This is a genomic window from Pseudonocardia acidicola (assembly GCF_012911935.1).
Taxonomy (GTDB): Bacteria; Actinomycetota; Actinomycetes; order Mycobacteriales; family Pseudonocardiaceae; genus Pseudonocardia; species Pseudonocardia acidicola.
The window spans coordinates 11,447-26,533 of sequence record NZ_JAAXLA010000011.1; the positions used below are offsets into that span (position 1 = coordinate 11,447).

The 15,087-nt window shown below is 71.9% G+C and carries 12 protein-coding genes; 2 read left to right on the plus strand and 10 right to left on the minus strand.

The features are described from left to right. Positions 1-6: 6 nt before the first annotated feature. A complete protein-coding gene (mobF, locus tag HF526_RS08240) occupies positions 7-4,557 on the plus strand; it encodes a MobF family relaxase (protein WP_169380755.1) in 4,551 nt (1,516 codons plus the stop codon). A 42-nt stretch (positions 4,558-4,599) separates the two neighbouring features. On the opposite strand, the gene HF526_RS08245 is transcribed toward mobF, so the two are convergent. The 10 genes from HF526_RS08245 to HF526_RS08290 all read right to left on the minus strand — a co-directional run bounded on the left by HF526_RS08245 (position 4,600) and on the right by HF526_RS08290 (position 14,182). Then, positions 4,600-5,268, minus strand: coding sequence for a hypothetical protein (locus HF526_RS08245; RefSeq protein ID WP_169380756.1), 669 nt, complete (start codon positions 5,266-5,268; stop codon positions 4,600-4,602). A 244-nt stretch (positions 5,269-5,512) separates the two neighbouring features. Beyond that, positions 5,513-5,839, minus strand: coding sequence for an SMR family transporter (locus HF526_RS08250; RefSeq protein WP_169380757.1), 327 nt, complete (start codon positions 5,837-5,839; stop codon positions 5,513-5,515). 97 nt (positions 5,840-5,936) lie between these two features. Continuing rightward, on the minus strand, positions 5,937-6,956 hold the full coding sequence (locus HF526_RS08255) for an NAD(P)-dependent alcohol dehydrogenase (protein WP_169380758.1): 1,020 nt from the start codon (positions 6,954-6,956) through the stop codon (positions 5,937-5,939). Positions 6,957-7,080: 124 nt separating this feature from the next. Continuing rightward, positions 7,081-8,649 carry a purine-cytosine permease family protein gene (locus HF526_RS08260; protein WP_211176942.1) on the minus strand — a complete coding sequence of 523 codons (1,569 nt, stop codon included), beginning with the start codon at positions 8,647-8,649 and terminating at the stop codon, positions 7,081-7,083. Between the two features lie 134 nt (positions 8,650-8,783). Then, entirely contained in the window at positions 8,784-9,044 is a 261-nt protein-coding gene (locus HF526_RS08265; protein ID WP_169380759.1) for a ferredoxin, read from the minus strand. After that, positions 9,041-10,408, minus strand: a complete 1,368-nt coding sequence (locus tag HF526_RS08270) for an NADH-ubiquinone oxidoreductase-F iron-sulfur binding region domain-containing protein (RefSeq protein ID WP_169380760.1) — start codon at positions 10,406-10,408, stop codon at positions 9,041-9,043. The genes HF526_RS08265 and HF526_RS08270 overlap by 4 nt, the downstream gene beginning before the upstream one ends. A gap of 153 nt (positions 10,409-10,561) precedes the next feature. Then, positions 10,562-11,029, minus strand: a complete 468-nt coding sequence (locus HF526_RS08275; RefSeq protein WP_169380761.1) for a hypothetical protein — start codon at positions 11,027-11,029, stop codon at positions 10,562-10,564. 74 nt (positions 11,030-11,103) lie between these two features. Beyond that, positions 11,104-12,318 carry an aromatic ring-hydroxylating oxygenase subunit alpha gene (locus HF526_RS08280; RefSeq protein ID WP_211176943.1) on the minus strand — a complete coding sequence of 405 codons (1,215 nt, stop codon included), beginning with the start codon at positions 12,316-12,318 and terminating at the stop codon, positions 11,104-11,106. Positions 12,319-12,433: 115 nt separating this feature from the next. Then, the gene (locus HF526_RS36835; RefSeq protein ID WP_169380762.1) at positions 12,434-13,450 is read right to left on the minus strand and encodes a LuxR C-terminal-related transcriptional regulator; all 1,017 of its coding nucleotides are present in this window, start codon (positions 13,448-13,450) and stop codon (positions 12,434-12,436) included. Positions 13,451-13,603: 153 nt separating this feature from the next. Then, the gene (locus tag HF526_RS08290) at positions 13,604-14,182 is read right to left on the minus strand and encodes an SMI1/KNR4 family protein (protein ID WP_169380763.1); all 579 of its coding nucleotides are present in this window, start codon (positions 14,180-14,182) and stop codon (positions 13,604-13,606) included. Between the two features lie 130 nt (positions 14,183-14,312). Here HF526_RS08290 and HF526_RS08295 point away from each other — a divergent pair, with 130 nt between their 5' ends. Then, entirely contained in the window at positions 14,313-15,086 is a 774-nt protein-coding gene (locus tag HF526_RS08295) for a TetR/AcrR family transcriptional regulator (RefSeq protein WP_169380764.1), read from the plus strand. The last annotated feature ends 1 nt before the right edge of the window (position 15,087 follow it).

Consider the following 15,087-nt stretch of genomic DNA (forward strand, 5'->3'; position numbering starts at 1 on the left):
GGCCCCGTGCTGACGATCACCGCGGTGTCCGCCGGGGCGGTGGACTACCTACTACGCGGCAGTGGTTGCGCTCAGCACGCCCACGCCTCCTCCCCCGCCGAGGCGGGCGTGGAGCGGGCGGTAGACCTGGATGGTGGCGGCGCGCAATACCTGCTGGCGTCGGCGGAGCACGAGCCGGCCGGGGTGTGGTTCGGGGCCGGGCTGGAGATGGTCGGGATCGCCCCGGGAACCCAGGCCGGCGAGGCCGATGTGCGGGCGGTGTTCGGCAAGTTGCAGCACCCGAGTGCGGTGGACGAGGACGGCAGCCCGGCGTTTCTGGGGCGCCGGCCGCGGCAGTTCCGCTCGACCGCGGACCGGGTCGCGGCGCGGTTGGCGGCGGAGCCGGACGCGTCCGAGGAGCGGATCCGGGAGATCAGCAATGAGGTGCGGGCGTCGGGTCGGAAGCCGGTGGCCTACTACGACCTGACGTTCTCCCCGGTGAAGAGCGTGAGCGTGTTGCACGCGGCGCTGCTGGCCGAGGGGCGGACCGCGGACGCCGCGAAGGTGGTCGGAGCCCACCGGGAGGCGATCGCGGAGGCGATGGCGTGGGCGGAGGAGCAGGCCGCGTACACGCGCTCGGGCTATCACGGCAAGACGGTGGACGGGCGCTCGGTGGGTGTCTACGAGCGGGCCACCGGGCTGGTGTGGACCCGCTGGGATCACTCCACGAACCGCAATCAGGAACCGCAGCTGCACTCGCACGTGGCGGTGCTGAACCGGGTGGTGACGGCCTCGGATGGGGAGATCCGGGCGTTGGACGGGGCCGGGTTCAAACCGATCAAGCAGGGCATCGACGCGCTCTACCGCAGCGCGTATGAGCGGCTTTTGGGTGAGTGGCTGGGGGTGGTGTTCGCGCAGCGTCCGGACGGCAAGGCGCGGGAGATTCTGGGCATCGACCAGGAGCTTCTGGCTGCCGCGTCGGGGCGGGCGCGCCAGGTCGAGGCGAACCTGGAGGTCATGGTTCGTGAGTTCGAGGCGACCCACGGTCGGGCGCCGTCGCCGGCGCAGCGCAAGGCGATGCACCACCGGGCCTGGGCGCAGGACCGGGCCGCGAAGACCCACGACGTCAGCCCCCGCCGCCAGCTGGACAACTGGGCCGCCACCCGCCGCGGTGAGCTGCGGACCAGCCTGGTCAACGCCGCCGGGCACGCCCAGCACGTGGCCGAGTACGGGCACCCCGACCAGCGCGATTATGCCCACCGCACCCGCGAGGAGGTGCTGGCCGCGGCGGTGGAAGCGGTGCAGGCCCAGTACCCGACGTGGCGGCTCGGGAACTTGATCGACGAGATCGAAAAGCAGGTGCGGCGCACCCCCAGCATGGTCGGGTCGTACCCGGAGCTGGCGAACGAGGTGCTGCGCCAGGGCGCCCGCTACGGGGTGGTCGCGGTGACCGCGCCGGACCCGGGGCCGGTCCCGGTGGCGCTGCAACGGGAGGACGGCAAGAGCAAGTACCGGGCGCTCAACGACGAGCGCTACACCACGGTTGACCAGCTGGCGACCGAGGTCGGGATTGTTGCCCGGGCCCGGCTGACCGGGGCGCCGGCGCTGGCGGGTGCGGAGCTGGAGCTGGCCCGGGTGGAGCTCATCGCCGCTGGTCTGGGCCCGGATCAGCAGGCTGCGGTGCTCGGCATCTTGTCGTCTGGCCGGTGCGGGGACGTGCTGATCGGCCCGGCCGGGGCGGGTAAGTCGACCACCGTGGGGGCGCTGGCGCGCACCTGGGAAGACCGGGTCGGGGGCCGGGTGATCGGGCTGGCCACCTCCCAGGCGGCGGCGATGGTGCTGGCCGATGACGGTGTGGCGGCGGTCAATACCACGGTGTTCCTCAACCGCTTCACCCCGGACGCGAACGGGAACGTGGCCGAGCGGGTGCGTCCGGGCGATCTGTTCATCCTCGACGAGGCCGGCATGTCCTCCACCGCCGAGCTGGAGGCGATCTCGCGGATCGTGGCCACGGGCGGGGGCAAGCTGCTCTACACCGGTGACCACGAACAGCTGGTCGCGGTGGGTGCGGGCGGCATGCTCGAGCTGCTGGCCCGGGACAACGGGGCGTTCGAGCTCACCGAGGTCCACCGCTTCACCCAGGAGTGGGAGCGCGAGGCGTCGGTGCGGCTGCGCGCCGGGGACGAGTCCGTGCTCGACCTGTATGAGACCCACGGACGGCTGCGCGGCGGGACACGGGACGAGATGGCCACGGCCGCGGTCCGCGGCTACCTCGCCGACACGATCGCGGGGAAGGAATCGCTGCTGATCGTCGGCCGCAACGACGAAGCGACCGAGTTGTCGGCGCAGATCCGGGCCGAGCTGGTCGCGCTGGGCCGGGTGGCGCCGGAGGTCATCGGCACCGCGCGGGACGGCAACCTGATCGGGGTCGGGGATGTCATCCAGGCCCGCCGCAACGACTGGACGATCCGGGTCGACGGGCCCGGGATGGTCACCAACCGGGTCACCTACCGGGTGCTGGGACGCGACCCGTTCACCGGGGCGCTGCGGGTAGCGGACAAGAACGGGCTGGTCGCGCACCTGCCCCACAGCTACGTCGAGCAGCACGTCACCCTGGCCTACGCGGTCACCGACTACGCCGCTCAGGGCCTGACCGTCGACACCGGACACGACCTGGTCGACATCTACACCCGCCGGTCCAGCGCCTACCCGGGCGGTACACGCGGGCGGGAGTGCAACACGTTCTACGTGGTCTCGGTCCAGGAGCCCGACGCCCACCAGCCGGAGCGGCTGGAGTCCACGGCGCGGGCGGTCATGGCGCAGATCCTGGCCAACGCCGATGCCGATGGGACCGCGGCGGAACTGGAGCGCCGGACCGGGGTCGAGGCCGGCCGGTCGCTGGCCTTCGTCGGGACGCAGTGGGACCTGCTGACTGCCGAGTACGGCCGCGACCGCTACACCGACACCCTCGCCGGGCTGCTGCCCGAGGGCTGGATGGACCAGGTGATCGGCGAGACCGGGTACGGGCGGTTGATGCGCACCGTGCGGGAGGCCGAGCTGGCCGGGCACGACCCCGCCGCGGTGCTGGAAGAGGCGGTGACCGCGCGCGGGCTGGTCGGGGCGGACTCGGTGTCGGACGTGCTGCGGTGGCGGATCCGGAGCCTGACCGGGGACCGCACCCCCGAGCGGCAGGTCCCCGCCGGGGACTGGGCCGCGCTGACCGTCCCGATGGGCGGGCCGGTCGGGGACTACGCCCGGGTGCTCGCGCAGGTTGCGACCGCGCGTCAGCGCGAGCTGGGGTGGCGCGCCGCCGAGGAGCTGCCCGCGTGGGCGTTGGAGCACCTCGGCGCGCCCCCCGCCGACCAGCAGCAGCGGGTTGAGTGGGAGCGCCGCGCCGGCATCGCTGCGGCCTACCGGGACCTGGCCGGGGTCGCCGACACCTCGATCTCGCTGGGGGCGGCGCCGTCGCGGGAGCAGGTGTTCCACCGCGTGTTGTGGCAGCAGGCCTACGCCGCGCTCGGGGCGCCGACCGACGCGCTGGACTACGCGATGGCCAGCGACAGCGAGCTGCGGGGGATGCGGGAGGACTACCGGCGCGAGCAGACCTGGGCGCCCTACTACGTGGCCGAGGAACTGCGCGATGCCCGGCTGGCCGCGCAGAGCTACCGGCAGGACGCGGTGCTGTGGCGGGCCGAGGCCGAGCAGCTGGCAGCGGGCTCCCCCGAGCGTGCCCAGGCCGACGCCGACCTCGCCCAGGCCGAGCAGCTCGCGGATCTGTACGCCGCCCGCGCTGAGCACCTAGCCGCCATCAACACCGCCCGCGACCAGTGGTTCCGCGACGCCGCCCCCGCGCGCACCCGGTACGAGATGGCCGGGGACGAACTGGTCCGCCGCGGCCTGCCTCGGGACCCGCAGCCCACCGTCGGGGAGCAGACCGAGCTGTTCGGCGTCGTCGAGCCCGACGAGACCCCCGCCCGCCAGCGCGGGCGAGATGTAGAGCCCAACGACACACAGCTGCGGCTCGACCTCGACCTCGACCGCGGCGACGAAACGGTCGCGGACGAGCCCGTCGTGGTGGTGCGGGCGCCGGCGCAGGGCGAGCCCGCCCCCGGGCAGGAAGCCGGTCGCGACCAGCACGAACACACCGGACCGCGGCCCACGAGGAGCGCCCAGGACCTGGATGACGAGTCGTTGCGGCGGGAGGTTGTCGATGAGAACCAGGTTGAGTTTTTCGCCGCCGCCCCCGCCGTGGCCGATGTCGCCGCAGCGGGGCCGCTGCGCGGCGAGCCGGGCGCAGTGACCGCCCCCGAGCACGGCGCCGGGGCCGGCCCGGTGACCGTCGGGGAGGCCCGTCGGCAGGCCAAGATCAGCGCAGCACTGCGCGCCGCGCGCGGTCAGGACCCGGAACCGACCGGACGAGTGCAGGACTGGGAGATAGACCGCGATCAGGCCGCAGACCAGCGCGCCGACGCCCACCGCAGCCGCGACCACGGCGAAGCCCCCGACCGCAGCCGCGAGCTTACCCTGGACCGCGACCTCGACAAGGACGCCGACATGGGAATGAGGATCGGCTTCTAGAGGCTGCCCGCCCGGCACATCAGCCGAGACTGGGTCAGGCGGTCAGCGCTCCACCCCAGGGGGCAGCACCATGTCCTGCACGATCCACCGACTCACAGAAGAGCTCGGACAGAACACCCGGGGGTAGTCGTCGACGTACTGCTCCAGTGGCGGCTCGACGAGCTCCATCTGACCGTAGGCCGGGATCGACCACACCGCGCCGATCGATTCCATCAGCGACCGGTGCAGCGCGCCGCGGTGCTCGGCGTTGAGGATCGACACGACCTGCGTGCGCAGGCTGTAAAAGTCGGTCGGCCAGTGCTGGCCGTCCTCGTCGGCGATGCCCTGGGCGCCGATGTAGATGTGATCGTGTAGCCGCGGGACATCGTCCCAGCCCTCGACCCACAGGTGCGTAATCCGGGTGATGTAGAGCCGGCCGGGAAGGAACAGCCCGACCGTGCCGCCGCCGGGCCGCCGGTAGTGCGGCCCGACCTTGAGGTGACTGCCCTCGCGACGCAGGCTCGCCAACGCGGCCGCCACCGCCGCCTCACGGGCCTGCTCAGCAGCGGTGACGATCTCCCGATGACCGCCCTCGGTCGCGGCCTGGTGCAGCACCCCCAGGGTCACCGGGGTCTCCAGGTACAGCTCCACCGCATCCCGCGGCGGCCGCTCCCCCGCAGCCGGATCGAACAACGGCAGGGCGGGGGTCCGCGCAGGGTTGAGGGTCGTCACTGGTCTTGCCCCTCCCCCAGCCGCCTGGAACAGCCCGTTCGGGGCATGAGGGTACGGCGTCGTCCGGACACCAGTTCCTCACCGAGGTCGGATGCTCTGCCGATCGGCCACGCACCCGCCGTCCCCGCCGGTACCTGCGGCGCAACGTTGCCACAGGGCAGGGAGCGGACTTGCTCCCAGCGTTCCTGCGGCAGCCCCGATACCGGGGCTCTCGCGCCTTTGCGATGGCGACTCGTGGGGGGGCTCAGTGCGCACTAGAACCGGTCAGGTTGAGCCCGACGACCCCGGCGACGATCAACAGGACGGAGGCGACCCGCACGAACTCGGCCGGGTCGCCGAACCAGATCATCCCCGCCAGCGCGGTCCCCACCGCCCCGACACCGGTCCAGGCGGCGTAGGCGGTCCCCACCGGCAGATCGCGCAGACCGGCCGTCAGGAACGCGAAGCTGATCACCGCACAGGCCACGAACGACACGGTGGGCCACAGTCGCCGGAACCCCTCGGAGTACTTCAGCGACACGGCGAAGGCAGTCTCGAAGAAGCCGCCGAGGACGACGAACACCCAGGCCACGGGAGACCTCCAGGGAGCGGGGACAGGGACGACCGCCTGCCCGGGTCGTGCAGAGGGCACAGCCGGGCAGGCGGTCAACGGCGTGGCTCTCCGCCGGTCACGGCACGAGGACCGCGCGGCCCCGGACGAGCCCCTTCTCCAGGTCGTCGAACGCCCGGTGGGCCTCAGTGAGCGGGTACGACACGACGTGGGACTGCAGCAGGCCCCGCTCGTACAGCGCGATCAGCTCCGTCAGGTCCTGATAGGTGCCGACCATGTTTCCCTGCACCCGGAGCTCCTTGAGCACCAGTTCCATGGTGGGGATGCTGCTGGTGCCGCCGTAACCGACGGCCGAGTACAAGCCCTGGGCGCCGAGCAGGCTCACGCTCAGGGCCGGGGCGTCCCCCTCACCCACGAAGTCGAAGACCGCGGTGGCGCCGGCACCGCGGGACGCCTCGGCGACGACCTCCGCGGCATCGTCACCGGCCACGTGGTCGGCGCCGACCGACTTCGCCAGGTCACGAGCCGCCTCCTTCGGGTCGACCGCGACGATGACGCAGTCGCTCATCGCCCGCAGCATCTGGATGGCCAGGTGGCCGAGGCCACCGCACCCCAGGATGACCGCGACGCTCTCGGAGGTGAGGTGGGAGACCTCCCGGTGGAGCGCGTGGTAGGCGGTGATGCCGGCGTCGGCCAGCGGGGCGACCTCACGGGTGTCCGTCGTGGACGCGAGCGGGACGAGCGCCCGCGCGTTCGTCCGCACGAACTGGGCCATCCCGCCGTCCACGGCGAGACCGACGAACTGGCCCTCGACGCAGTGCTGGTCCTCGCCGCGGCGGCAGGCCCGGCACAGGCCACAGGTCATCAGTGGGTGCAGGACGACCTTGGTTCCGAGGTCGACGCCGCGCGCGCCGGCACCCTTCTGGACCACGACGCCGGCGACCTCGTGCCCCAGCGTGAACGGTAGCGGGGTCGGGAAGACGTCGGCCAGCTCGCCGTGGACGGCGTGCAGGTCGGTCCGGCAGACGCCGGCGCCCTCGACCGCGACGATGACGTCGTCGGGGCCCTGCAGGACCGGCTCGGGCACATCGGTGACGGTGGGGATGTGACCGTACTGCTCCAGACGAACGGCGAGCATGACCGTCTCCTCCTTGGGATCGGCGTAGTGGACTCCCCCGGTACACACACCGGGTGAGGCGTGCCGGGGGGTCCCGGCTGGTCTTACGACCCGCCCGCGTCGGTGCGGGATGGGGCGGAGCGGTTCAGGCGCTCGGGACCCCTTCGGGTCCGTGCGGGGCGGTGGCTTCGGGGGCGGCTAGCGGCGCGGCGCGGTCCGCAGGGGCGACGCCGGCCGCGGCGGCGAGGTCGACCATCGGGGTCCCCGACGTGGCCGGCAACGCGCGCCCCGGGACGAGCCACAGGAACGCGCCGTAGATCAGGAAGGCGACCAGCGCGGCGGACAGGAAGCTGAGGTCGATGCCGCCGGCGGCGTTGCGCCACGGCCCTTCCATCAGCGGCGGGGTATTGGCGAACAGCAGCCCGAGGACCACCGAGGGCAGCCAGGCCGCCATCGCGTACCAATTGACGCCGCGACGGAACCAGTAGACCCCACCGGTCGTGCCGACGTTGAACACCTGCAGGTCCTCGGGCACGTAGCGCCCGCGCAGGGCCAGGTGCCCCATCACGTTAATGACCAGCCACGGCGCTGCGATGACCGTGAGCAGGACGGTGAAGGTCGACACCAGGCTCAGGGCGTCCCAGACGAGGGCGCCCAGGTACACCAGCCCCACCCCGACGACGCTGACCACGACGGTGGCGTTCACCCGGCTCAACCGCGGGATCAGCGACGAGGTGTCCAGACCGGTGCCGTAGAGGGCCAGCGAGCCCTGACCGAAGCCCCCGAGCAGCCCGATGACGACGATGGGCACCGCGTACCAGGTCGGCGAGACTTCGACCAGGCCGACGACGAAGTCGGCCGTCCCCGGAGCCATCATGGACGTGAAGAACGCGGCGAAGAGCAGGGCGGACCAGCAGCCGAAGAAGATGCCGGCACTGCCCCACAGGGCGCCGCGGCGCGCGGCCCGGGCGGGCAGGTACCGGGCGTAGTCGTTGGCGAAGGGGCCGTAGGACAGCGCGAGCGAGGCCGAGGCGACCATCGAGAGCACCCAGGTCGGCCAGAAGCTCCCGAGCACGTACTCCCCGCCCGCGTAGCCGGGGTCGAAGTCCGGCAGCTCGATCAGCACCCCGACGATCAACAGGACCGCGATGAGCGGCGCCATCACCTTCTGGGAGGCCACCAGTGTGGCGTGCCCGATCAGTGCGAGCACGACGGTGATCGCGCCGATCAGCCCGTAGGCGGTGGCGAACTCGAGGGTGTCCTGGGGTAGGCCGAACAGCTTGTGGGCGCCCGCGACCACCGCCTGCCCGCCGGTCCAGACCGCGAGAGAGTAGAACCCGATCGCGATGACGAGAACGACCAGCGAGCCGATCAGGCGCCCGACGACGCCGAAGAACGCCCCGCTGCTCACCGCGCTGTTGGTGCCGGTGCGCGGCCCGATCAGCCCGACCGGGCCGAAGAAGGCGGTCCCCAGCAGGGTGCCCACCGTGATGGCCCAGAAGGCCGCCCACCAGCCGAGCCCGAACAGGATCGGCAGCGCTCCGAGCACGATGGTGCCGAAGCACATGTTCGCGCCGAGGAAGACCGTTCCGATGTCGCGCGGCCGGTCCTGCCGGTCCTCCAGTGGGACGAAGTCGACCCCCCGGGTCTCGACCCGGCCGACCTCATCGATGGGGGGCCGGTGCGGGGCGTCGTTGCTCACCTGCATCGCCATGTCGTGTGTCTCCAGTCCGCGGAACGCGACTCGGAAGGGGTGTGGCGGCTGCCACAGAGGAGAAGGCCGGGAGAAATATGGCCGCGGTGCGGGGGTCCGCACAGTGGCGGAAAAGCCACTCTCCGGGCTTCGGTTTAGTCGGCCGGGCTCGGCGGCGCGGCACTGCCGGCGGCGGCGTCGGCCGTGCCGCCGCCGTCACCGGGACCCGCGATCCACCGGATGGCCCGCACGGGGCAGTCGGCGATCGCTTCGGAGACCGCCTCGACGTCGGCCTCGGTCACGTCGACGACCAGCGCCTGCGCGAATCCCCAGTCGTCGAGGGTGAAGTGGCGGGCCGCTATCTCGGTGCAGATGGCGTAGCCCTGGCACTTGACGGGATCTACACGCAGTCTCATCGAGCACCCATCACGGTCGGCACGAGCTCGGCGGCTCGCGGGTCGGTCGGTTCGCCGGTCGGTTCCGGCAGGGTGACGACGAGATGCGCCCATCGCGGGTCGCTCTCGACCCGGCGACACCGGTCGCACCCGGTGGCGATGTGCCGCGACACCGTCTGCGGGTGGTGGCGCAGGAGAGCGCGCAGCAGCACGGCGATCGCGTCCGGCACGGCGCAGGCGCCGCGGCCGCGCAGCTGGGCGGCCCACCGCGGGAGCAGCGCCGCGTAGTTGGGGGCGGGGCGGGGATCGCCCAGCTCGGCGAGGGCGGCGGCGATCGCGGTGGACGAGGCCATGCACATGCCGCACTGCCCCGCGTTGTGCTTGGCGTAGAACGCGATCACGTCGGCGGTGATCGCGACGGGGCATGCAGGCTGCTCGAGGAGGTGTAGGGAGCCGCAGCCCAGGCCGGCGCCCCGGCGCGCGACGCCGGGGTGGCTGAGCTCCAGGTCGGGCCAGGCCGGGATGACCCCGCCGAAGAAGCCTCCGATGAGCACGTCGAGGCTGGAGTCCTGGCGGCCCAGGTGCTCACGGAGCAGGTCTCCCAACGGAAACCCGGTGGGCAGCTCGTACAGGATCGGCGGCCGACCGGCCCCGGAGACCGTGGCGAGGAAGGTCGCGCCTGCCTCCTGCCCGCCGGGCTGACCGGCCCGCGCGATGCATGCCAGCGTCTCCACGTTGAGCACGAGCGTGGGCGCCCCCCGCACACCCACCTGGAACGGGCGGGGTGGTTTGTCGGTGGGGCGGGCGATGCCGGTGGTCAGGGCCCGCACCACGGCGGTCTCCTCACCGGCGACGTAGGTGTCCTGCGCCGCGAAGACGTGCACCTGGGTCGCCGGGTTGGAGTCCCCGAGCTCGGCCAGAGCGGTCTCGACCGCAGCCCGGGCCGCCGCGTCGGCCACATAGACGTAGGCCTCGGGTGCGCCGAGGGCTGCGGCGACGGTGAGCAACCCGTCCAGCACCAGATGCGGGCGGTAGCGCATGAGATAGCGGTCCTTGACGCTGAGCGGTTCGCCCTCCGCGCCGTTGGCGACCACCACAGGCGGGCTCGGCGCCGTGACAGCGCCGCGCGCGACCGCCCGGATCTTCGTCAGCGCCGAGAAGGCCGCTCCCCCGCGTCCCCGCAACGCGGGCATCCCGGGCGCGGCGGCAAGTCGGTCAAGGAGATCGGCGGCCCCCGCATCGCGGGCCGGATAGCCACCGATGCGCGCGTAGGCGTCATGGGTCTCCCGGACGAACGGTGCGGGTCCGAGGAGCCCGCTGTCGTCCCCACGCCAGGAGCGGACCTCGTGCAGGGCGAACCGGGAGGACAGGGGATCCACGACCATGGGGGGCTGACCCTTCGACGAACTTCGACGGAAGCGGTGCCGGTCGGTCGACCGGTGGAGTGGGGGAGCAGGGCGGCCGCGGGTCCGCTCTCGGCCCGGGAAACGGGGCGTGTCCCGGGCCGGGCTGGGTCGATCCGCGACGACCGGTACCGATCAGTCCGGGAAGGAGAACTGACCGGTGCCCTCGATGAACCCCATGACGCGGACCGGCTCGCCGGTGGTCACGGAGTCACCACTACGGGCCGTGCCGAACTCCAGGTCGATCGACACCGTGCCGGTGACGCCCTTCCACGGGCCCGTGCCGCCGTCGACGGTCAACGTGCCCTTGTCGCGCCCGTCCTCGATGAACCAGTCGACGTGCCCGATCAGCAGTTCGTCGGTGTGCATGTCCTCCAGGCGCACCGCGCCGTAACCGCGCGGGACCGAGCCGTCCGGGGCGACCTCGTCCTGCCCGGTGAACAGGGTGCGGAAGTAGGTCGGGGACTCCGAGCCCGCGACGACGAGCTTCGTGACGAGATCGGCCTCGTAGCCGACGGTCCTGTGGTCGCTGCCGCGCAGTGGAACCTGCCGGCCCCACTGTGCGAAGCCACCCGAGATCCACGTGACCTCACGCTGAGTCATGTCCGGGTTTTCCTTTCGATCGGTCGTCCGCCGGGACACGGGCCGCACCCGGCGGCTGAGCGGAGCAGCCGCGCTCAGTCCTGCGCGGGCAGCCGGGAGGCCAGGTACTTCTGGAGCTGCCAGAGCGGCTGCTCGTGGGTCTGCAGGACGCCGTCCGTGGCGTAGCGCGACTTCGACGACGACTGCACGGCCTCGTTGACGCTGGCGTCCTGGGCCTGCACGAGCTTCAGGAAGTCGGTCGCTTCCTTCATCTTCGCGTCGAAGTCCTCGGCGCCGAGGTTCTCCTTCGGCACCAGCAGGTGGATCTCGAGACGGTGGGTCTCGGGGCCCGTCGGCAGCGAGCGGAACCAGAACGTGATGTCCGGGCCGGGCGCACACAGATAGGCGGGGAACTTCGCGAGCAGCAGCGTGTGCGACCGCTGGAACGCACTCAGCCCCTGCTTGGCCGGCAGGAACAGCGGGTGCAGCAAGTGGCCGTCCTCCTCGCCGATCGCCACCTCGGCGCCGGCCATCATGCGGGAGTAGTAGAAGTCGGGACCGGTGAGATGGCCCTGCTGGCACTTACCGAGGCGCCACAGCGGCTGCAGCACGTTCTTGTGGATGCCGATGTGGTGGTAGACCTCAAGGAAGTTCTCCACGACGATCTTCCAGTTGACCCTGGACTCGCCCCAGTCGATGACCGAGGCGATCTCCCAGTCGGTGAGGTCGTAGCCGTCCTGGATCTCCGCGACGGTGGTCATGTCGAACGGGATGTCGGTGTCGTCGTCGAGGTTGACGAAGACGAATCCCTGCCAGATCTCGGTGCGGATCTCGCGCAGACCGTTGGCGTTCTTGTCGAAGCCGGGCCGCCCCGACATCTCCGGCGCGCTGAGCAGGCTGCCGTCGAGCCGGTAGATCCACGCGTGATACGGGCACTCGAACCGGGCCACGCAGCCGCTGACCCGTTCCTCGTCGGTGCGCTCACCACCCATCAGGTCGGCGTAGCGGTGCCGACAGACCCGGGAGAAGACCCGGACCTGCTCGTCGTTGCCGCGCACGACGATCAACGGCTCCCCCGCCAGGTCGATCGCCCGGTAGCTGCCCTTGTCAGGCACCTCCTCGACCCGGGCGATGCAGATCCAGTCCTTGCGGAAGATGTGCTCGAGTTCGTAGGAGTAGAACTCCGGGTCCCAGTAGGCACGGGCCGGCAGCGCGCGGCTCTCCTCCAGGGGCAGAGCGGCCTGCTCGCCGATCCGCCGCACCAGCTCCCGCACCCCGTCCGTCGTCGGGCGGCTCAGAACCTCAGTCACCGGTCTACCTGCCTTCGCCGAGTCGTCTGTGCTGGTGCCAGGTCGGGCACCCGCTCGACGCGAGGCTATGGCGGCGGTGATCCGGAGCACATTGGCCGAATAGCCACACCCACACTCAGGGCATGAGCAGGCCCTCGCGGATGGCGCGGGCCACGGCACCGGAGCGTGAGCCCACCGCGAGCTTCTCCATCACGCGCTCCACGTGAGCCCGTACGGTCCGCGTGGTGACGACGAGCTCCGCGGCGATCTCGTCGTTGGTGCTCCCGGCCGCCAGGTGGGTGAGGACCTCGAGCTCCCGGCGCGTGAGCCGGTGGCGTTGTTCGCAGCCGGTCATGGTGAGGACGACGATCCCGTCGCGGCAGCGCAGCAGTCGGCAGCTGTACCAGGCGCCCTCGTCGTCCAGCCAGGTGAACGGGGTGTCCGCCGACCGCCCGCGGGCCAGGCGGTCCGCCGCCTGCCGCAACCGCGATCCGCGGTCCAGCAGGTCCGGCGGGGCCGCGCCCCGTAGTGGTGCAGTGGTGCCGTCCGGCAGGATCGCGACGGCCGTCTGCTCGTCGCCGAGCACGGAGGCCAGCCGGCGCGCGTCGCCGAGCGGGTCCACCAGATTGCTGAGCAGAGCGGCGACGTGCCCGATGGACGTGATGGCCTCGTCCGACGGCGGGGTCCGGGCGTCGTCCACCGACATGATCAGGAACCCGACGTCGCGGTCGTCGTCGACCGTCAGTGTCATCAGCAGGCCCTCCGGGTAGCCCGCGGGGCGGAGGTGCTCGGCGATCGGCCGCAGTGACAGCGGGTCCATCGGCAGATCGCACTCGCGCATGGGCCACCCCCGCAAGCTGTGCGCGAAGGGCTCGATCATCTCGGTCCGGAAGCCGTCCCCGATCATGTACTCCGACAGGCGCGCCGGGTACCCGGACTGGACGACCTCCCGGGTCCGGCCGCTGACCGGGTCGGTTCCGGCGAGCATCACCGCCTGGTACGGCACGACCGTGCGGAGTTCGTCGAGGATCAGCTGGACCCGGTCCTCCACACGCGCACCGGAGGCGCCGACCGCGGCGATCCTGGCGACCGTCCGCAGGGCCGGTTCGCCGAGCGTGGTCCAGACGCGGCGGGGTACGACGGAAGTCGACACCGGCGTGTCCATTGCTCATCCACCAATCCGGGTCCTGGAAGCCGGACGGATGGTATGCCGCAGGTCAAGCCTGCAGGTAAACAATTTCGCTACCGTATCGAAAAAGCCACCGAGGAACCGGACATCCGGCCAGCGACCGGGCGTGAACGGTGGTCAGAGCACATGGGCGAGCGGATGGCCGGCCAGCCGCCCCCGGTCGAACACCCAGCGTTGCCGGGCCTCGTCCCAGGCCCAGGCCCGGGTGGTCAGCGCGAGCGTGAAGAAGCCGAACAGCTCCGCCAGCGAGGGCACCGACGGCGGTGCCGGCGTGACCCTGGCCATCCGCAGCACGGTCACCCCGCTGTCCGGACCGGGATCAGCGTGGCAGTCCACGGCGAGGATGTAGCCGTTGCCGGCCCGGAACAGCGGCAGCCAGCCGGGTCCCCACACGCCGTCGGCGTCGTCGGGTTCGCCCCCGAACTCCTCGCACGCCATCGCGCGCCGCACCTCTCGCTCCGCCAGGGCCCCACTCAACGACAGCGGCAGCCAGTGCCCGATCAGCCACGGCGCCAGCACCCGGGAGGTGGGCGCGACGCCGTCGTGCCGGCGCAGGTAGGCCCGGACCTCGGCCGGCAGCACCAGCCCGGACGGGCGGAGCAGTTCCTCGATCTCCGCGTCGCTGCGCCCCGGGGCGAACCGCTGCTCACCCAGTACAGCGGTGAGGGCACTGTCGAGTGCCTCGAGACTGGTCACTGGTCAGGTCCTTCCCGCGACACCGGGACCGTACGGCGGTGCAAGCCTAGCCCCGGCCCGGTGGTGTCCGATCGGACGTCGCTGGGCCCGGGCGCCGTCAGTACGCTGGAACGGATCATGAACGGGGGTCATGACGATGGCAGGGACCGGCAGCTCGGCCTCCGCCCGCCGGCCACTGGGCCGCCCCCGCCGCGACGGCTCCCCGCCGGCCGGACCGGTGCCCGACGTGATCGTGACGGCCGCCGCGAAGCTCTTCACCGAGCAGGGCTACGCGGCCACGACGATGACTCAGATCGCCCGGGCGGCCGGGCTGCGCCAGTCCTCGCTGTACTACTGGTTCAGCCGCAAGGAGCAGATCCTGCAGGCGGCCCTCACGGTCAACCGGCTGGCTCTGACCCACGCCTCGGTGGTGGCCGCCGGCGACGGGACACCGGGGCTCCGGCTCTTCCGGCTGCTGCGCTACGACACCCTCCAGCTCTGCCTGTCCCCGTGGGATTTCACCGAGATCGAGCAGCTCGCCGAGGCGCAACCCGACGACTTCGCCGACTTCTGGCGCGACTACGACGCGCTGGTCCGCCATGTGGCCGGTCACATCCGTGACGGCATCGCCTCCGGGGAGTTCCGGACGTGCGATGCGGAGCTCGCGGCGATGACCGCCCTCACTCTCAACGAGGGCCTGCAGAAGCGCTACCGGGCGCAGTCCCGGCACGGATCCGGCGAGAACCCGTTCTCACACGCACCACACGCGGCGGCCGAGTACGCCCTCACCAGCGCATCCACGACCCTCGCAGCGCTGAGCCGACGCCCGTCGACGGTCCCGCGTCTGGCCGCGAGGGCGGCGGCGCTCGATCCCGTCGCCGACACGCTGCGCCCTGAGCCGCCGCGGCCGCCGAACTCGACGTGAC